Raw genomic sequence first — 18,713 nt, forward strand, 5'->3', positions numbered from 1 at the left:
GAGGGCTTACTTACTGCTTGGAATTTTTTATAGGGACACCATGAACCGTTTGACAACGACACAGAAACTTTGGGGCACGCTGGGCATCATTTGGGTGGCGATGCTACTGCTGGTGGGGTGGTTAGCGTGGGAAAACCGCCAAACCATCGAAAGTGAACGACGCGACAGTATTCAGCATATCGTGAGCAGCATCCATGGACAGTTAGAAGCGCTACAGGCACGCGCCGAGAGCGGCGAACTGACCGAAGAAGAAGCGCAGCAGCGAGCCATCGACAGCATCGCCAGCGTTCGTTTTGGTGAGGGGGAGTACGTCTTTGCTTTCGATGACGATTTAGCGATCGTTTCGCACCCTAACCGCCCCAGAGGCGAGGATATGAGCGCCTATCAAGACGCCAGCGGTATGCGACTCTATTCAGCCTTTTTGGACGTTGCCCAAGCCGGTGGTGGCCACGTGGACTACTACTCACGGCGTATTAGCGGTGACGACCAAGTGCCTAAAGTGAGCTATGTTGCCTACCTGCCAGAGTGGGGCTGGTCGCTGGCGGCTGGCGTGTATGTCGACGATATCAATGCCGCCTTCATTGCCCGGTTGATTCGTTCCGCCTTCATCCTCTTGGTGATCGGTGTACCGGTCACCCTCCTGATGGGCTGGGTCATTCGTGACGTTGCCCGCCGACTGGGCGGTGATCCACGCTATGCCGCCACGGTAGTACGTCACATCGCCGATGGCGATCTTACTCAAGCGGCCACCCTCTCCGCTAACGATCAGCATAGCTTGTTGTATGACATCAACCGCATGCGCGAAACGCTGGCTGGGACCATCAGTGACATTCACCACGGCGCGGATCAGGTGAATCACGGCGTGGAGCAAATCGTTGGCGTCAACGAAGAGCTTTCCACCCGTACCGAAGAGCAAGCTGCGTCGCTGGCGGAGACCGCCTCCAGCATGGAGCAGCTAACGGCAACGGTGAAGCAGAACGCCGACCATGCTGACCATGCTCGTACCCTCGCCACCAAAACGGCGGAAAGTGCTCAACGTGGCAGCGACGCCATGGCGTCGGTGATTCATACCATGGAGAACATCAACAACAGCGCCACGCAGATGAGCAGTATCGTCAATACCATTGATGCCATCGCGTTCCAGACCAACATTCTGGCACTTAACGCTTCTGTAGAAGCAGCCCGCGCGGGGGAGCAGGGGCGTGGTTTTGCGGTGGTGGCCAACGAGGTTCGCCAGTTGGCTAGCCGCTCGGCGTCTGCTGCCCAGGAGATCAAAGGTTTGATCGAAAACGCGGATGCTCAGGTGGTCGCAGGCAGCCGCCAAGTTAAAAACACGGGTGAAATGATCAACGGTGTAGTGGCTGACATTCAGCAGCTCAGCACGCTGGTGCAGGACATCTCGGCAGCCACCATCGAACAAAGCAGCGGTATCGAGCAGGTCAATCAGGCCGTGACACAGATGGACCAAATGACGCAGCAAAACGCAGGGTTGGTACAGCAGAGTAACCACGCGACCCAGCAACTCGCGCAGCTGAGCACCCAGCTCCGCCATTTAGTGACGAACTTCAAGCTCGACCACCAAGCACCACAGGCCGCCATTACCCCACCTATGGCCCGCTCCTCCTCCTTTAGCGATTTTTAATCGCCCAGACATGGCCTCCGCCTAGCACGGCGGAGGCCATGCCATGCCTAATACGCCTCGACTAGACCTTGCCTTGATTATCCAGCTCTACCGCCTCGTGCATCCTGGCCAACAGGTCGGGCACGGCGGCTTGTACGCGGTTCCAGCTAGGAATGAAGGGCCGCTCCCGGGGATTGTCCAAAAACAGGTTTCCCGCTTCCAACAGGTTGCTGGCAAACAGCTCTACCGCCTGCTCTTCACAGTGACGATCCAAACTGAGGCCATTCATGGTGGCGTCGTGATCGTAAGCTTCGATCAAATCGAGCGCCAAACGATAGTACGTGGCTTTGAGCGTGCGGAAGTCTTCACTGCTAAAGCTCACTCCTTGCGTCGCTAACTTGCGATACAGGGCCTTGGCGATGTCCAAGCTCATTCGGTTCAGGCCACCGGTAGCATCCCCCTCGCTGACGGGTTGATGCTTGTGGTCATAGGCATCGGCAATATCCACCTGACATAGTTGACGATGAGAGTAGTTACGCTGGAGTTCGGACAGCACGCCGATTTCAAGCCCCCAGTCGGCGGGAATACGAATGCCTTCCAGCACGTCGCTGCGCATTGCAAACTCGCCCGAGAGCGGATAACGAAAGCTATCCAAATAATCCAGATAAGGCAGCGGCCCGCATACGGTCTTGAGCGCCCGCAGCAGCGGCGTCACCATCAACCGCGACACGCGGCCATTCAACTTTCCTTCGGCAATACGAGGGTAATACCCTTTACAGAAGCTGTAGTTGAAGCGCGGATGCGCCACGGGATACATGAGCCGCGCCAGCAAGCTACGGTCATAGGTGAGAATATCGCAGTCGTGTAGGCCTACCACCGATGAACGGCCGGAGGCCAATACGTATCCCGCGCAGTACCACACGTTGCGTCCTTTGCCGGGCTCTAGTGCGCCCAGGCCGTGGCTCTCCAGCTCGGCATCGAGTTCGCGCAAACGTGGGCCGTCGTTCCATAAAATGCGCGTGTGCTGAGGCAAACGGGAGAAAAACTCGCGGGCATACAAAAACTGTTCACGGTCGGCACGATCCAGGCCGATCACGATTTCATTGAGATACGGCACCTTTACCAACTCATCGACGATCGCCGATAGCGCGGGTCCCTCCAACTCGGAAAACAGCGACGGCAGGATGAGCCCCATCGGTCGACGGTTGGCGAACTGGCTTAGCTCTTGCTCGAGCGCCTCGACCGGGCGACGGGTAAGATTATGAAAATCGGTGATGACGCCGTTTTGATGGAAGTCACTCATACGCGAACCTCTTGATGGGTTAGGCCGTGACGGCTAGCAGTACTGGGGCCGCCGCTAGTCGGCGGTCGTCTCGCCCCCACCAGTAGGCCACCCCCTCGGCCCAGCCGGCGGGTCCGGCCGCTCGAGTGCGATACAGCGCTTCATTCGACGGGGTGACGGCCAGTTCGTGGCACCCTTTGATGACCACGGCCTGATCGACCGCCTCGAGCATGGATATATCGTTGGGGCCATCGCCCAGGCCTAGAGATAGCGGCGGACGGCCGCGCAGCGCAGTAAAGCGCTTGATGAGCCAATCGACGGCGCTGCCTTTATCCGAAGCGTTGCCCATTACATGCCAAAAACGCCCACCTTGAGTCAGCATCAGGCCGTCGCCCTCTAGCGCTAAGCGGAAATTTTTTAGGGCAGTGTCGTCGTCTTGCCAGATGAGCGGCTCGCTGCCTTCGCGCTGTCGGGCAGCTCTCGCGCGCGTCTCATCCAATCCCGTCAGCGACATGACCTCAGTGATATCGAGCTCGCTCATTCGAGTGAAACGCACGCCCAGCCGCGTGCGCCACACGTTCAGTCGCGCGCGGATGAACCCAACGTCCACGCCGGTGTGCTTGACGACCACCCCATCTCGACCGCTACCAGGGCGATCCAGCCGCGCATGGCACCAGCCTGGGGGCAAGCCAATCACTGCGCCGTTTTCCGCTACGAATGGCGTTGCGGTCAGGCCCAGCGACTCACGCAACGTCACTAGTTCGGCACGGGTTTTGCTGGTCACCGGAATCACCGGCACGCCCAGCTGTTTCAGGCGTGCGAGCCAAGGTGCTGCAGGCGAAAAATCGTAGCTATGATGATCGAGCAGCGACCCGTCGAGATCGGTCACCACCAAACGTGGTGTCAGCGCCGGATCAGGGCTTCCAAGAGGCTGGAGAGGAAGACTCGCCAACATGGGAGGAGTCTGTGTCGTGCGGGAGTGTTCGTTCATGGCGCCACCTTATCGCAATCTGAAAAGCCGTTACTCAGGCGTCGTTCTCAGATAAGCAATAAAGCAGAATGTGTGCCAACACTATTTATATAAAATAAATCAAAAACTTAAAAAAGAATCGGCATGACCGATTACGAGAGCACCAAAATAGAGCACCTAAAATGCACTAACATAGTGCGGTTTAGGGCGTCATAAACAACCCCAGTCGTGAAATATCTAGTCGTGAAATACCTGTAAAAAAGTTGCACAAGGCCTTGGCAAACGCTCGCAAATAGCTATACTCGAATTGTACCCACTGACAACCTTGTACACCCCCTCACCTGATGTCAGTGGGCTGCAGTGAGCCAAGCCCTTTCATGCCCGCCTCCCCCGGCGGGCTTTTTTTTCAGCTCACTCCTCCCACACGCTCATTTAGTACATCCCCCTTCGACGAAAACATCACTCTACGTGAATGACGACTTCGACACGGCGATTACGCGCCCTACCCTCTGCGGTGCTGTTGTCTTCGAGCGGCTGCGTCGCGGCTAACCCCACGGCTCGCAAGCGCTCTGCAGCAACGCCAGCCGCTTCCAAGGCTTCGACGATGGCGATGGCACGGGCGCTGGAGAGTGCCCAATTGGACGAAAATTCCGGGGTGTTGATAGTTTGGCTATCGGAGTGGCCTTCGACCCACACCTCCCCCTCGTAACGCTGGATCGTTTCCAACAGACTACCCACCAGCGAGGCACCTCCCTGGGTCAGTTCGGCGGTTGCCGAAGGGAACAGCAGCCTATCTTGCACCCTCAGACTAATTCCCTCTGCCACACGCGAGACTTCGACACCCTCCAGGTTGGGTAAGTAAGGCGAGGTATCGACCCGTTCAGCGAGGTTGTCCATCAGCGCAAGCGCGCCACTGATTGCCTCATCGCTCACCTCGCGGACGTTCACCGGCGGCCGGTCCGTGAGCAGCACCATATAATCGGCCAAAGGCAGTGCCTCCGACGGTGCTTCTACCTGGACCAGTGGCGTGGGCAACCGGGGAAGCGGCTGTGACAGAGAGGGAGACGGCCGCCTGGCCTGGCGACTGTCCGTCAGCGATGCGACCAGGTTCCACTCTGAACTGGGCTCTGCATCGGCATCAGCGGGAAGCGCCAATAAGGGCGGCGCGCTGGGCGAACGTGCGACGCGTGGCGGCAGTCCTGCAACACCCAATGCGGCGCTGATCGCCATGGGGTCGAGCTCACCCGGCACCACTGTCGGCATCAGCGGACGTGACTGGCGCCGCTCCTCCAGCAGGGTTGGCAAAGGCACTTCCAATGGTGTCGTATGGGCCGTGCTTGTGTCCGCTACTGGCTCGTCAGGGGCCCAATTGGGACCCGTGACGCCGGCGGCGGCGATAATGATGACGAACAGCGCGACGAGGAGCGTCATGATATCGATATAGCTAATCATCCATCCGCTGTTGCTATCGTCCTCAGGGTATGTCGATAGCAGCGAATCATGACGCGGGCCGCTACGGTGGTCCTCAAGCATGGGGGTGATTACTCATTCAAGTTTTTAACCTCGTGGCCGATCTATGCTAAGCATGGCAAACTAGTCTATCAAAAAGCCGATTAGTAGCGATAAGGAACTACCAGGTGCGCACTCGTCCTATGACACACCCCATTGCCCGTTATTTACGCCCCGTTGGCCTGGGACTTGCGAGCCTGATGCTCAGCGGCTGTTTTTACGCCAGCACTTCCCAAGCGCCCATTGCTACGACATACCCCTATTCGGAACAGCAAAAGATGCAGGCAGCCCAGCATTGGGAGGTCCTTGCACAGCATGAAGCCGCGGGCATTTTATCCAGCGAACGAGTGCGTTTTCGCGACTTGCACATTGCGGCGCCGGAGCATGAGCAGTACGGCTCCTATTACAGTGGCGGGGAATTCGAGCGTGGCTTTAGAACACTGCTAACCAGCGAGCTCGTATCCGGCGGCGGTAGCGTCACGACACAGCCACGTGCCAACGGCGCCACGATTCAAATCGATGTGGAAGTCGTCGAGCACCGAGATCGTGGCTATACACGACCACCCTTTGGCGCTTACACGGCCTTAGCGAGCGGCATCGCGGTGGCCAGTATTCCTTTAGGTAACTGGAGTGAACCAGCACTTGCGCTCATCCCAGCGGCGATGGTGGCCGATACCACCAGCGGTAGCTGGACACCCAAAGGCAATGAAGAAATCATCATCACCACCCAGATAGTGGAACAGGATCAAATCCTCTACTCCTCCTCCAATATCTATTACATTAACTCGGGTGATCGCCGCCAATACGCCCCGCATCGGGTACCTAGAACGCCTACGACGTCGACTGTTTCTATCACTGATACTTGGTAATGTTTATGTCTCTACGCTCAATCTTTGCGTTACCGTCGATGCGCCTGCTTCGCACTGACATGTTGGCTACGCTTTGCATGACGCTACTGCTGGCAGGCTGCGCTAACCTAGGCAATAGCGCCCAACCTCAAGAACCAGAACCAGACTTGTCAGAGCTCGCCCATGAAGCGGCGCAGCGGATGGTCGCTAACAATCCTGACTTGACTCGCTATAGCCCGATGATTGCAGCCACGTTCGTCAGTATCGATAATCTGAGTCAATCGTCGACCTTTGGTCGGATCAGTTCCGAGATCATGGCCTCCTCACTCGCCCAACAAGGCATGCAGGTTCGCGAAGTCAAAATGCGCGATAGCATGTTTATCGAAGAGAGCGTGGGGGAATTGATTCTATCGCGCCAAGTTCAACGGCTAAGCTCTCAGCACAATGCGCGCTCCATCCTAATGGGCACCTACGCTCAGGGCCAGGACTATCTATACGTAAGTGCCCGCGTCGTACGCGCTGGTGATGCCATGGTGCTAGGCAGTGCAGACTTCCAGCTACCTTTGGATAATAATATGCGCAGCCTATTAGAGGCTCAGGGCGGATGGTAAAACACCCGATTTGACGCACAGTACCTTCTGAAAGCCTAGCCGATACGCTAGGCTTTTCATTTGCTCATCGAAAGGACGACTATGTCTCTACGTCGCCGTACCCGCCAGCCTCATATTGTGGCCATCAGCCGGGTGATCAAACTGTTTGCCAACATTACCAAGATGCTGAGCTATGGGTTTCACGCGCTCTTTCCTGCCAAGCGCTTTACCCTGCCAGAAAGAGCAGCCCCTTGGCTTTCGTCGAAGCAAGAGAGCAGTATCCCTCGAATCATTTGGCAAACCAACTTTACGAACCGAGTCACCCTGCCGGTGTATCTCAACTATCTGTTCAACCGCCTGATGGCACCGCGCTTTGAGTATCGATTCATGATCACCCAAGCGCGCCACGACTTCATCGAAAAGAACTTCAGCCCAGAGTGGCTCGAGAGCTACGACAGGCTGCAAATTGGTGCTGCCCAAGCCGATTTTTGGAGGCTATTGGCGCTGTATAAACATGGCGGCGTTTACCTGGATATCGATGCCCACGCTATCTGGCCGTTGGGTCGGGTCGTACCAGCAGATATCGACGAATTGTATGTGACGACACGTAAAGGAGAGTTGAGCAATTACTTCATCGCCAGCCGCCCGGGCAATCCCAATCTGCTGAAATTGATCGAGCAGGTACATCAAAACATTGTCGAGAATCAGCTTACCAACGTCTTCGAGCTGACCGGGCCAGGCGTTTTCATCAAGCTATTGGATCAAGCAGACGTGCCCACGGTTTCCTACCGTCACGCTTGCAACCAGGGAAGCTTCACCAACGAGCATTTCCAGTATATCGACAAGAAAGCAGGCAAATGGACCAAAGAGCAGCAAAAGGTAAGCATCATTCGCCAAAATCCCCCCTCGGCCTGATAGGTGCACTTCAACAAAAAAAGCGCTAGCCCGCTAGGGCTAGCGCTTCTGCATACCACGTGGCTATGCAGTGCTTATTTATACACCGGGAAATGACCACATACGTCCGCGACTTTATTCAGCACGTCGGCTTCGATCGCGCTGGTGTCTTCGCCTTTGGCGAGCACGTCGAGAATGTCACAAATCCACCCGGCAAGCTGTGCGCACTCTTGCTCACCAAAACCGCGAGTGGTCACGGCGGGGGTGCCGATACGCAGACCAGAGGTGACGAACGGACTTTGCGGGTCGTTCGGCACGGCGTTCTTATTGACGGTGATATGGGCGCGGCCAAGCGCGGCGTCCGCATCTTTGCCGGTCACGCCTTGCTTGATCAATGACAGCAGGAACAGGTGGTCTTCAGTACCGCCTGAGACGATATCGTAACCACGCTCGATGAAGACCGACGCCATGGCTTGAGCGTTCTTGACCACCTGCTGCTGGTAGGTTTTGAACTCGGGCGCCATGGCTTCTTTGAAGCAGATCGCTTTGGCCGCAATCACGTGCATCAGCGGGCCGCCCTGGCCGCCCGGAAACACCGCTGACTGCAGCTTCTTCTCGATGTCCGGGTCGTTCTCTGCCGACAGAATCACGCCGCTGCGTGGGCCACGCAGGGTTTTATGCGTCGTGGAGGTCACCACGTGAGCATGGGGCAGCGGGCTGGGGTAGACGCCTGCAGCGACCAAGCCAGAGACGTGGGCCATATCGACCAGTAGGTAAGCACCCACTTCATCGGCGATTTCACGGAATTTCGCCCAGTCGACGATTTGCGAGTAGGCAGAAAAACCGGCGATGATCATTTTCGGCTTGTGTTCACGGGCCAGCTCGGCGACTTGATCGTAGTCGATCAGGCCTTGCTCGTTCAGGCCGTACTGAATGGCATTGTAGTGCTTGCCGGAGAAATTCGGCTTGGCGCCGTGGGTCAGGTGGCCGCCCGCGTCCAGACTCATACCGAGGATGGTGTCGCCTGGCGTGACCAGCGCTTGGAACACGGCGCTGTTGGCTTGCGAGCCCGAGTGCGGCTGCACGTTGACGTAGGTCGCGCCGAACAGCTGCTTGGCGTAGTCGATGGCCAGGTTCTCGGCGATATCGACGAATTCACAGCCGCCGTAGTAGCGCTTGCCGGGATAGCCTTCGGCGTATTTGTTGGTCAGCTGGCTGCCTTGTGCTTCGAGTACGCGGGGGCTGGCGTAGTTTTCGGAAGCAATCAGTTCGATGTGGGCTTCTTGGCGTGCCACTTCTTTTTGCATGGCATCAAACAGCGCATCATCGAATCCAGCAATTGTCATGTCGCGGCTGAACATCGGCGGGAACCTCGTTACGAAAGGATCATCATGGAGAAGCGAGGCGGCTATGATACCGCAGCCGGACGCGACTTTCATCGCATCCGCGTCAGGTCTTGCATGAGCATGTTTCATGTTGCCAGCCGCGCTAAAAACTGACCGACTGGACAACCACGCTACTTGAGTTCGAAGGTAAAGGTGAGCCGCTCGCTGCTGCCCATGGGGTCGAGTATGAATTGATTGAGCATAAAGGGATTGGGTACCGCCACGTGAACGGTCAGCGACTGGGCCTTTCCGGCCATGATATCCACCATCCCCACCATCAGTTTGGTGAGCTGTGGGCCTACGAGCGGCCCGAGCTGCTGGGCCTGCGACCAGGCTTGCGAAATCGCCTGTTCTTCGCTGATCCTCCCTTGTGCCGCCATTTCGGTGGCTATACGCGGCAGCAACCCCTCATCGCGGTAAGCCACGGTCGCGTTGCCACCGTAAAGCGTCGCTGCTTCGAACAGCGAGGGGTTTTTGCTGGCCTGCTCGAGTGTGGCGCCCTTCGGTAGGCTAATGGGCACATCCATGGAGAATTCGAGCCCGCCTGCGCCGTCCAGCTGTAGATAGCCTTCGGAGGTGAGGCGCGCACGGCCGTTCGCTTCGCCGGGTTCGGGCTCATGCCACTGGGAAGCACTCTGCCCTTCGGCACTCAAACGCCCGGTTCCGCCCGTCAGCACACGATTCAACGCCTGCAGCTCATCGCGTTCGGAAGGTGGCGCTAGGTCAATCAGCCCCCCCAGATCGAATTCGGCACCGCGAAAGCCTGCTTCGCCTAGGTAGCTGTTACCTTTGACCCAAGCGTTATCCAGCAGCACGCTCCACTGCTCGCTGGTCAAGCTGAAACCGTTCAACTCGGCATGTTCGAGGCGCTCTTCGCCGGGCTGGTCGAGCCCTTCCAGCGCCTCGATCCGCATGTCGCCTAACGCCAGCGTTGCGGAGATGCCGGTGGCGAGATCATCGAACTCCCCACTCACCCCTTGCAGCGCAATCAAACCCACGGCGCTACGGCTCACTTCCTCCAGCTCGAGAGCGTCAATGGAGAGATAGCCAGCAAGCGTTTGGCTATCGAACTCGGCGGCTAGTTCATCGCCCAGGCTACCCTCCAACCGAAAGGTCATATCGGTCAAGCTGAGTGCATTGAGGGTACTGTCTTCGGTCTCGAAAGAGGCCAGTGAGGGAACGGCCGCGCTAGGGTCTCGCATGACCAGCTCGCCCACCGTCAACACGGGCGTGTCGAATCCCAGCTCCGTGAGGCGGATGCCGTCTAGCGTAATCGACTCGGGCTGCGCGTATCGACCGTCCACGCGATAGCGGTCGATCGAGAGCAGATCGCCGTTGGGGTAGGTAACGGCTACATCCTCTGCGACATAGCCATTGGCTTCTTCCACCAGTTGCCCAATCGCCATTCGAGCATCGTCGCCCGCCAACTCCGCCTGCAAATCCGCCTCGAACTGCTCTAGCGACGCATGCGCAGTCCCTATGACCAGCCAAAATGACACCCCTGCAACGCCCCATGTCATTACCTTACTACGCATACCCTGACCTCCCTGTTGAAAGGCTTCAGCATATCACCAAGTCACGATACCGCCACTGCCGTCCAGGTAGTAAAAAGGCGGCTCGTGACCGCCTTTTGTAAGAGAGACGCTACGCCTCGCCTAATAATCCCAGACTCGCCGCGGGGGCTTGTTTGCGCAGGCTGTAGGAGAGTGCGTGGCCAATCAAACCAATCAGCAGCGCGCCGCCAATGGGAAGTGCTAGCCACAGACCCAGGTGCAGGCGGGGTGTAAGATCCAGCCAATAGAGGTAGAGCGCCGCGGTAGCGAGCTCTGCCAATAGGGCTCCCAACACGCCGCTGGCAAACCCGAGCAGCGCGTATTCGGCCCCCTGCACTCGGGAAATCATACGGTTACCTGCACCAAACACCCTTAGCAGACCACTTTCATGGGCACGCACCGGGCGGCTGGCGGTAAGCGCAGCGTAAAGCACGCTGACACCCGCTAACAGGACTAGAACCAGCACGAGTTCTACCGCCCGAGTGACCTGGGTCAGCACGTCGCGCACCTGCCCTAGAATGGCATCCACATTGAGCAGAGACACCCCTGGGAAGTCGCTGACCAGCTCGCGCACCAGCCCCTGCTCTTGATCCGGCAAGTGAAAGGCGGTGATGAAGCTATGACCAAACGACTCCAACACGCCGGGCGGGAAGATCACGAAGAAGTTCGGATTGAAGCTATCCCAGTTCAAGCTACGCAGGCTTTGAATATGCGTGGTGATGCTATCGCTCCCCACGGCAAACGTGATTTCGTCTCCTATCCCCAAACCAAGGCGTTCAGCCAAACCATCCTCTACCGAAATAGGTACGGTTTGCGACTCGCTGGAGGCGGTGGCATCCACTTCGCTCATCCAGCCTTGGGGCTCCGCGACAAACCACTGCCCCGCCACCACCTGGTTCCCTTCGGGCAGCTCTGATTGCCAGGTGAGGTTCAACTCACGGCGTAGCGAGTTATCGCCTCGAGCATCAGGAGGTACGGCCTCCCTGGGTGCTTGGCCGTTAATCTGTGTAATTCGCCCACGTACCATCGGGTAGAGTGTGCTTTGGGTCTCTACTCGAGGCGCGACCGCCTGCTCGAAAGCATCGCGTTCGCTGGGCTGTATATTGATGGCAAAGTAATTGGGCGTGTCAGCGGGCAGTTGATCTTGCCATGTCGTGAGCAGATCGCCTCGCACCAACACGATCATCGCCATGGCAAAGAACGTGACCGAAAAGGCAAGCAGTTGGCCTAGCCCCGCCTGTTTACGACGGGCTAACTGTCTTCCCCCCAAACGCAACGCCTGCGCCCATTCACTGCCGCCCGTCAAGCGCTGTAGGGCACGTAGCATGCCTCTCATTAACAGGGAACTCACGCCCCATAGCAGCGACAGGAGGACTGCCCCGCCCACCAGCAGCGCCAAGGCCAGCGAGAAGCTGCCCGAGTAGAGCCACAGCAGCCCTCCAAAGACGATGCCAGCCACGCCGACCACCAGCCACGCCGCGGGCGGGAGCGGGTCTAACTCACGTCGCAGTACTTTGAGCGCGCTCACCTGCTTGATACGCAGCAGCGTTGGCCCGGCAAAGCCGACCAATACCGCCAGCGCCGTGAAAATACCCAGCCATAGCGGCATGATGCCCGGCGGCGGCAGCGTCATGGGCAGGAAACTGGTCAGTAGCCACAGCAGCACGGCTTGCCCCACCAAGCCCAACAGCGCGCCGATGAGCGAGGCCATCAACGCCAGTCCCAGCAGCTGTAGGCTAAAGATCGTCACCAGCTGATACTGGCTGGCACCGAAACAGCGCAGCAGCGCAGCGGTATCCAGGTGGCGCTCTACGTAACGGCGGGTCGACATCGCCACCGCGACACCCGCCAGCAACACTGCCGCCAAACCGGCCAAGCCCAAGTAGCTTTCTGCCCGTTGCAGCGCATTACCCAACTGCGGACGATCGACTCGAACATCACGCACCTCGACACCGTCACGGCGAAGCTGCGTCAACAACCCTTGAACCTGATCCAATGCCTCGGGTGGACCAGCGGCCAACAGTTCGAACTCGATACGGGACCCTGGCTGTACCAGCCCGGTTGATTCGAGATCAGCGGTATTGAGCATCAAGCGCGGGTTGAAGTTACCAAAACCGGCGGACTGGTCCGCTTCGCGTTCGATAATCCCGCTAATGGTCAGCTCCGCTTGCCCCACCTGTACGCGGTCGCCTATCGCGATCTCGACCAACTCGGCCAGCCGAGGATCGGCCCAGGCTTCGCCCGGTGGCGGGCCTGACGCGATTTGCTCAACGCCGTTTCCTCGGTCCACATGTGACACACCATAGTGCGGATACACATCATCGACTGCCTTGAGGCTGGCGGGCTGAAAGCGCTCCCCTTGGCTGATCATGGAGACTAGATCCACTTGATCGCTCAGCGTGAAGCCAGCCTGCTTCAGAGTGGCGCGCAGCTCGTCTGAAAACGGGTCGCGCTGTTCGAGGACTAAGTCGCCCCCTAGCATCTGACCCGCTTGACGCTCCAAACCACGCTCTAAGCGGTCAAGGAAGAACGCAATCATGGTGGACGCGGCCACCGCCAAGACCAGGGCCACGAACAGCGCTCGCACGTCCGCCGCGCGAAGGTCGCGCTTGAGGCTCCGCGCGGCTAATCGCCAGTTGATATCACTCATCGCCTTCCTCGCTGTTGACTGGGGCCGGTTCGAACGGCACGAGCTGGCCGTTGGCCAGCCGCAGGCAGCGGTCGCATCGGCGCGCCAAGGCGTGGTCGTGTGTCACGAGAATCAGCGTCGTGCCCGCTTCTTTATTGAGCGTAAACAGCAGGTCGATGATCTGCGCACCGGTATCCGGGTCTAGGTTGCCGGTAGGTTCATCGGCGAACACCAGCTCGGGGTCCGTCACGAAAGCGCGTGCAATGGCTACTCGCTGCTGCTCTCCGCCGGAAAGCTGCTTAGGCTGATGAGACGTGCGCTCCCCCAACCCTACACGCTCCAACCACTGCTGGGCAGCGTGCGATTCTCCGGCTCGAGGAGAGAGCTCTAGGGGCAGCAGTACGTTTTCCAGTGCGCTGAGCGTCGGCAGCAGTTGAAAGTTCTGGAACACGAAGCCCACTCGCCCCGCTCGTAATGCCGCACGACCATCTTCATCCAAGCGACTCAAGGCATGGCCAAAAAGAGTCAATTCGCCGTCGCTGGGCGTATCCAACCCGGCCAGCAAGCCCAGCAACGTGGATTTACCCGCGCCGCTTTTGCCCAATATAGCCACACTCTCCCCGGCCGCTACGCTCAACGATAAGTCATGTAAGATAGTTAGCGTGCGTTCACCGCTGGTCACCCGTTTGGCGAGCTTTTCGGCCTGCAGGACGGGCTGGCTAGCGGCTGCTTGGGGAACCTTCTGGGCAGCAGATGGGTCGGTGTGGGGCGAGCGCAACGGCGCACCTTCGGTCACGGTATGGGATGTAGGGTCAGAGGAGTAAGACATGAAGCGTAAATTCCCTGTAGCTCTTTGGATATTAGCGATACAAAAACGCGTGGTTCCAGCATGGTTGACGCAGATACTGACCTTTCAGTCGTGGCAAACGGCCGTTCGTGGTGGTCTATCAAGCACCCTTCTACTGGTCGTATTCTTGGGGGCTGTCCCGCTGCAAGCCAGCACTGCCGAAGAGGGCTTGCCAACGCTCCTCGTCATGGGAGACAGCCTGAGTGCGGCTTATGGTATCGAGCAGGAGCAGGGCTGGGTGTCGCTGCTGGCAGAGCGCCTCGAGGGTGACGCACAGGTGGTGAACGCCAGCATCAGCGGAGAGACCACCTCAGGCGGTGCCCAACGTTTTGCCGATATTATCGGACAGCGTCAGCCGGATATCGTTCTTTTAGAACTTGGCGGTAACGATGGTTTACGCGGTTTACCTCCCGCTCAAATGCGCGCCAATTTAGCCACTATAATCGAGCAGAGCCAGCAAGCGGGTGCGGAAGTATTACTCCTAGGGATCGATATTCCGCCGAACTACGGTCAAGCCTACCGCGATGCCTTCACCGGCGTCTATCACTCTCTGGCACAGGAGTACGAGCTCTCGCTGGTGCCCTTCTTGCTGGAAGATATCGCTCTCAATCAACAATTAATGCAAAGCGATGGCATCCATCCTACCGCTGACGCACAGCCCATTATCTTAGATAACGTTTGGCCCGCCCTTGAACCCATGCTGGAAGAGACGTATCGGGCCTCTTCTCAGTAGTATACTTGGTGCACAGCACCGACTGGCTAAGCACCGGTTTTTCATAGCTTGCACGCATGTAGTCTAAGAACTACAATATTTTTATGATTGCTATTAAACAGACCGACACTTACCGACGGTGGGAACGTAAGCTCCGTGATTCGCGCGCAAAAGCACTGATTGCTGCTCGTATTTTCAGGCTAGCCAACGGATTAGCTGGCGATGTAAAACCCGTTGGCCAAGGCATCAGTGAACTGCGTATTCATCATGGCCCAGGATATCGTGTCTATTTTAAACAACGCGGTAACGAACTTGTCATCCTTTTATGTGGTGGCGATAAAAGCACGCAGCAAAACGATATCGATACAGCGCAGCGTCTGGCAGCACAATGGGAGGAATCATGAGCGATAAGATTTACGACTATGACCCGGCAGCAGCATTAGAGAACGATGAAGCCATCGCTCTCTTTCTCGCTGATGCCCTGGAAACCGGAGATGCCACTTATGTTGCTAAAGCGATGGGTATCGTAGCGCGCGCTAAGGGAATGACAGAACTTGCTCGCGAAACTGGCCTCTCCCGTGAACAGCTCTATCGTTCGTTCAGCGAGCAAGGCAACCCAACGCTGAAGACGATGTTAGCTGTCATGCGTGCACTGGGTATGGACTTAACGGCAAAACCACACCAAGAAGAACCCGTCATGTAAACATTGGTACTTTCTACTGAGGAGATATAGCGCTTTTACGCCTTAGCTTGTAGTCTTAAGCGATATTTGACCAACGCTAATGGCGTCCATGTCGACTTCATCATCCCCTCCATGCTGCTCCCTATCGCGCCGGCAGTTTCTGGCTTCTGCTGGCGCGTTGTTATTGGGCGTTGGGCTGGGGATCAATCCCAGCTCTGCTGTGGCGTTCAACCCGCAACGGCTTCGGCAAAGTATGCAGCAGCTATATGGACAGGGGGGGCTCAGCGTTTTAGAAGAGTGGTTCGCCCTGCTGGAGCGCTTGCGCGGCCAGGATGTACAAGCCCAACTGCGTGACGTGAATGATTTTTTCAACCGCCGCATCCGCTGGGTGGAGGATATTCGCGTTTGGGGAGAGGAAGACTTTTGGGCCACCCCCCTGGAAGCGCTAGGTAAAGGTCAAGGCGACTGTGAGGACTACTCCATTGCTAAATACATTACCTTAAAGCAGTTGGGAGTACCGGGTGAGCGCTTGCGCATGATCTACGTTCGCGCCCGAATTGGCCGTAGTCAAATCACCCAAGCCCACATGGTGCTAGGTTACTACTCGACGCCGAACGCCGAGCCACTGGTACTGGATAACATTGCGCCTTCTATTTCTCCCGCTTCCCAACGTAACGATCTAGATCCCGTTTTTAGCTTCAACAGCGACGGGCTTTGGGCAGGTGGCGGTTCAGAATCCCGTGCCGACCCACTGGCACGACTGTCGCGCTGGCGCAGCGTGATCGGGCGGATGCAATCACAAGGATTCATTTAAGAGGACTGGCGCTATGTCGCTGATTAAACAGCTTTGGCTGGCCATTATTGCGCTCTTACTACTGTCGTTCGTCGGTAGCTTAGCGATCAGTATTACCAGCAGCCGTGACTACATCGAGCAGGAAGTGCGCATCAAGAACGCAGACAATGCCACCACCTTGGCCCTGTCCATGAGCCAGCTCGACAAAGATCTAGTGATTCTGGAGCTGCTGATCTCTGCACAGTTCGATACCGGCTACTATCGTTCGATCATTCTGCGTGACGCCGAGGGCGAAGTTCTTGTCGAGCGCCGCGCCGATGGATATAGCGGCGACGTGCCTGCATGGTTTAGAAGCTTAGTGCAGTTTGATGTCCCCACCGGTACTGCAACGATTCAAGATGGCTGGCGACAGTTCGGTACACTGGAACTAGAGAGTCAGCACAGCTACGCCTACGCTTCTCTATGGCGCAGTATGCTAGAGCTTGCCGGCTGGTTTTTGCTGGCAGGTGCCATTAGCTTGGCGATTGCCACCGTCTTGGTGCGGGGCATCAAGCACCCGCTGGTACGCGTTGTGGCTCAAGCTAAAGATATCAGCGCGCGACGCTTCACGACTATCCAAGAGCCCCGCACCTTAGAGCTACGCGAAGTCGCCCAGGCGATGAACGTGCTGTCCGCTAATGTACGCCAAATGCTGAGCCAAGAGAGTCAAAAGCTCGATGAGCTGCGTCGCGATTTGCAGCATGATCGGGTGACGGGCGCACTGAACCGTGATGTGCTGATGGGCAGATTGGCCTCACTTTTGGGTAGCGACGATGCCCGTGCCACCGGCCTGATGGTCATGGTGCGTGTACAGGCGCTAGAGCACTTGAACGATCAGCTTGGCCACCAAGCCACCGACCAACTGCTCAGTACGTTGGTTAAGGCACTTGCCGCCCTGGAAACCAGCGCCGACGAGGCGCTCATCGGCCGTTTGAACGGCAGCGACTTCCTGCTCATGCTACCACTCGAAGAGCAGCCGGATGCCCTGCTGCCCCGTTTGCAGCAAGCGCTGGCCACCGTTACTGCCAGCGCCCCTCAGGCCGATGTACGCTTGGCCACCGCGATCGTAGCGTATCACTCAGACGACGAACGCGGGCCGCTACTGGCTACCTTAGACGACGCCCTGGCCGAAGCCGAAAGCGGTAGCAGCTCAACGAATATTGCCCTACGCCAACGGGAACAAGGGTCGCTATTTGGCAACCATAACGAGTGGCGAACCGCACTGACCGTGGCCATCGAACAAGGCCCACAGTTGGCATATTTCCCCGTGATCGATGCCCAGAACCAGGTGCTTCACTATGAATGTCCCGCACGATTGGAACTTGCCAATGCTTGGCAGACCGCCGGTATCTTCATTCCTTGGGTAACGCGCTTCGCTCTCGAGCCCGCGCTGGATATGGCCGTCGTCAAAAAAGCATTGGGACAACTCGAGGCAAATCCTGATCAGCGTATCGGTGTTAACCTCTCGATTGCATCGATCAACAATGCCCAGTTCGTCAACGAGCTGCGTTTACTGTTAGAAAAGCAGCCCGCTCTCGCCAGCAAGCTGTGCTTCGAAGTACCCGCAACGTTAACGGCCCACTCCATTGGTAGCCTACGCGGATTGTGTAGTGCTCTTCGCCCACTCGGCTGTCAGTTCGGCATCGAGCACGTGGGTGCCGAATTCACCAAACTCGCTGACTTGCACGATGTGGGGCTTGCCTACCTGAAGGTCGATAGCAGCTTGATTCGTGGGATTCACGTCTCGAACGAGCAGCAGACCATCGTGCGCGGCATGGCCACGCTGTGCCACTCCCTGGGTATCCAGGTCATCGCTGAGGGGGTCATTGACTCGGAGGAGTTACAAAGCCTATTCCGCACAGGCGTGGACGGTGCAACGGGGCCCGGTGTTCGCTTGAGCTAACACGGAAGACGACTCGAAGAAATAACACGATAGGAATGACGCGGCACCTGCCGCGTCAGATAATACCGCCATCATCACCGATCAAGTTGACATCGTTCTTAGAACGAAGCGACTTACGCTCCATCACCTTGCTCTGAGCGGCAGCAGGCAAGTCGGTAAAACTGAGCACGCCCTTCTCCAGCAACACTTCCAGCATATCTTCGACGACCCGTACAAACGCCAAATCCGACGCGATCATTTGCGCCGACTGCCCCGTTTGCTGGGCCAGAAAGGCAAACACCTCCGGCGAGTCCGCCGCGATGGTGTCATTACACTCAGGCGAGGGCTCTTTGCTGAGCATCACAATCTCCCCACGGGCATTTCGTTTGATGTAGAGCATAGCGGCTTCCTCTGTAAGTAAACGCGCCGATTGGTTGCGAAACGTAAACCTTCGTTAGAGACAACAAGGCCGCCCGG

General features: G+C 57.5%; 17 protein-coding genes. 9 read left to right on the forward strand and 8 right to left on the reverse strand.

Translation table 11 applies throughout. From position 1 onward, the window contains the following. The first annotated feature begins 40 nt into the window (after positions 1–40). Complete coding sequence (locus FRH_RS18390; RefSeq protein ID WP_239296530.1) at positions 41–1,642, forward strand: methyl-accepting chemotaxis protein; 1,602 nt, start codon at positions 41–43, stop codon at positions 1,640–1,642. A 61-nt stretch (positions 1,643–1,703) separates the two neighbouring features. Here FRH_RS18390 and FRH_RS18395 read toward each other — a convergent pair whose 3' ends face one another. From FRH_RS18395 to FRH_RS18405, 3 genes are all read right to left on the reverse strand, one after another. Next, the gene (locus tag FRH_RS18395) at positions 1,704–2,924 is read right to left on the reverse strand and encodes a glycosyl transferase (protein WP_139526964.1); all 1,221 of its coding nucleotides are present in this window, start codon (positions 2,922–2,924) and stop codon (positions 1,704–1,706) included. A 19-nt stretch (positions 2,925–2,943) separates the two neighbouring features. Beyond that, complete coding sequence (locus tag FRH_RS18400; RefSeq protein ID WP_239296601.1) at positions 2,944–3,858, reverse strand: HAD-IIB family hydrolase; 915 nt, start codon at positions 3,856–3,858, stop codon at positions 2,944–2,946. 474 nt (positions 3,859–4,332) lie between these two features. Then, positions 4,333–5,406 carry an OmpA family protein gene (locus tag FRH_RS18405; protein ID WP_281997492.1) on the reverse strand — a complete coding sequence of 358 codons (1,074 nt, stop codon included), beginning with the start codon at positions 5,404–5,406 and terminating at the stop codon, positions 4,333–4,335. A 104-nt stretch (positions 5,407–5,510) separates the two neighbouring features. Here FRH_RS18405 and FRH_RS18410 point away from each other — a divergent pair, with 104 nt between their 5' ends. The 3 genes from FRH_RS18410 to FRH_RS18420 all read left to right on the forward strand — a co-directional run bounded on the left by FRH_RS18410 (position 5,511) and on the right by FRH_RS18420 (position 7,735). After that, a complete protein-coding gene (locus tag FRH_RS18410; RefSeq protein WP_348773455.1) occupies positions 5,511–6,251 on the forward strand; it encodes a hypothetical protein in 741 nt (246 codons plus the stop codon). A gap of 5 nt (positions 6,252–6,256) precedes the next feature. Next, positions 6,257–6,841, forward strand: coding sequence for a FlgO family outer membrane protein (locus FRH_RS18415; RefSeq protein ID WP_281997493.1), 585 nt, complete (start codon positions 6,257–6,259; stop codon positions 6,839–6,841). Positions 6,842–6,922: 81 nt separating this feature from the next. Next, positions 6,923–7,735 (forward strand): glycosyltransferase, encoded by an 813-nt coding sequence (locus tag FRH_RS18420; protein WP_153842734.1) that lies wholly within the window; start codon positions 6,923–6,925, stop codon positions 7,733–7,735. Between the two features lie 74 nt (positions 7,736–7,809). Here FRH_RS18420 and glyA read toward each other — a convergent pair whose 3' ends face one another. The 4 genes from glyA to FRH_RS18440 all read right to left on the reverse strand — a co-directional run bounded on the left by glyA (position 7,810) and on the right by FRH_RS18440 (position 14,110). Then, positions 7,810–9,075 (reverse strand): serine hydroxymethyltransferase, encoded by a 1,266-nt coding sequence (glyA, locus tag FRH_RS18425; RefSeq protein ID WP_281997494.1) that lies wholly within the window; start codon positions 9,073–9,075, stop codon positions 7,810–7,812. 155 nt (positions 9,076–9,230) lie between these two features. Beyond that, complete coding sequence (locus FRH_RS18430) at positions 9,231–10,634, reverse strand: hypothetical protein (protein WP_153842732.1); 1,404 nt, start codon at positions 10,632–10,634, stop codon at positions 9,231–9,233. A 109-nt stretch (positions 10,635–10,743) separates the two neighbouring features. Beyond that, positions 10,744–13,302, reverse strand: a complete 2,559-nt coding sequence (locus FRH_RS18435; RefSeq protein WP_281997495.1) for an FtsX-like permease family protein — start codon at positions 13,300–13,302, stop codon at positions 10,744–10,746. After that, complete coding sequence (locus FRH_RS18440) at positions 13,295–14,110, reverse strand: ABC transporter ATP-binding protein (protein ID WP_139526950.1); 816 nt, start codon at positions 14,108–14,110, stop codon at positions 13,295–13,297. Before FRH_RS18440 ends, FRH_RS18435 begins: the two co-directional genes overlap by 8 nt. A gap of 205 nt (positions 14,111–14,315) precedes the next feature. Here FRH_RS18440 and FRH_RS18445 point away from each other — a divergent pair, with 205 nt between their 5' ends. The 5 genes from FRH_RS18445 to FRH_RS18465 all read left to right on the forward strand — a co-directional run bounded on the left by FRH_RS18445 (position 14,316) and on the right by FRH_RS18465 (position 18,257). Next, positions 14,316–14,861, forward strand: a complete 546-nt coding sequence (locus FRH_RS18445) for an arylesterase (protein WP_281998182.1) — start codon at positions 14,316–14,318, stop codon at positions 14,859–14,861. Between the two features lie 83 nt (positions 14,862–14,944). Then, complete coding sequence (locus tag FRH_RS18450; RefSeq protein ID WP_239296521.1) at positions 14,945–15,244, forward strand: type II toxin-antitoxin system RelE/ParE family toxin; 300 nt, start codon at positions 14,945–14,947, stop codon at positions 15,242–15,244. Then, positions 15,241–15,543: an addiction module antidote protein gene (locus FRH_RS18455; protein ID WP_044630743.1), complete on the forward strand. Its 303-nt coding sequence runs from the start codon at positions 15,241–15,243 to the stop codon at positions 15,541–15,543. Before FRH_RS18450 ends, FRH_RS18455 begins: the two co-directional genes overlap by 4 nt. A 79-nt stretch (positions 15,544–15,622) precedes the next feature. Further along, positions 15,623–16,336, forward strand: coding sequence for a transglutaminase-like cysteine peptidase (locus tag FRH_RS18460; RefSeq protein WP_153842730.1), 714 nt, complete (start codon positions 15,623–15,625; stop codon positions 16,334–16,336). 13 nt (positions 16,337–16,349) lie between these two features. Continuing rightward, complete coding sequence (locus FRH_RS18465) at positions 16,350–18,257, forward strand: EAL domain-containing protein (protein ID WP_153842729.1); 1,908 nt, start codon at positions 16,350–16,352, stop codon at positions 18,255–18,257. Between the two features lie 55 nt (positions 18,258–18,312). Here FRH_RS18465 and FRH_RS18470 read toward each other — a convergent pair whose 3' ends face one another. Further along, on the reverse strand, positions 18,313–18,636 hold the full coding sequence (locus tag FRH_RS18470) for a tryptophan synthase subunit beta like protein (protein WP_139526945.1): 324 nt from the start codon (positions 18,634–18,636) through the stop codon (positions 18,313–18,315). Positions 18,637–18,713: the final 77 nt, after the last annotated feature.

Origin of the sequence: Halomonas sp. A020 (assembly GCF_027943625.1) — a bacterium.
Lineage (GTDB): Bacteria > Pseudomonadota > Gammaproteobacteria > Pseudomonadales > Halomonadaceae > Vreelandella > Vreelandella piezotolerans.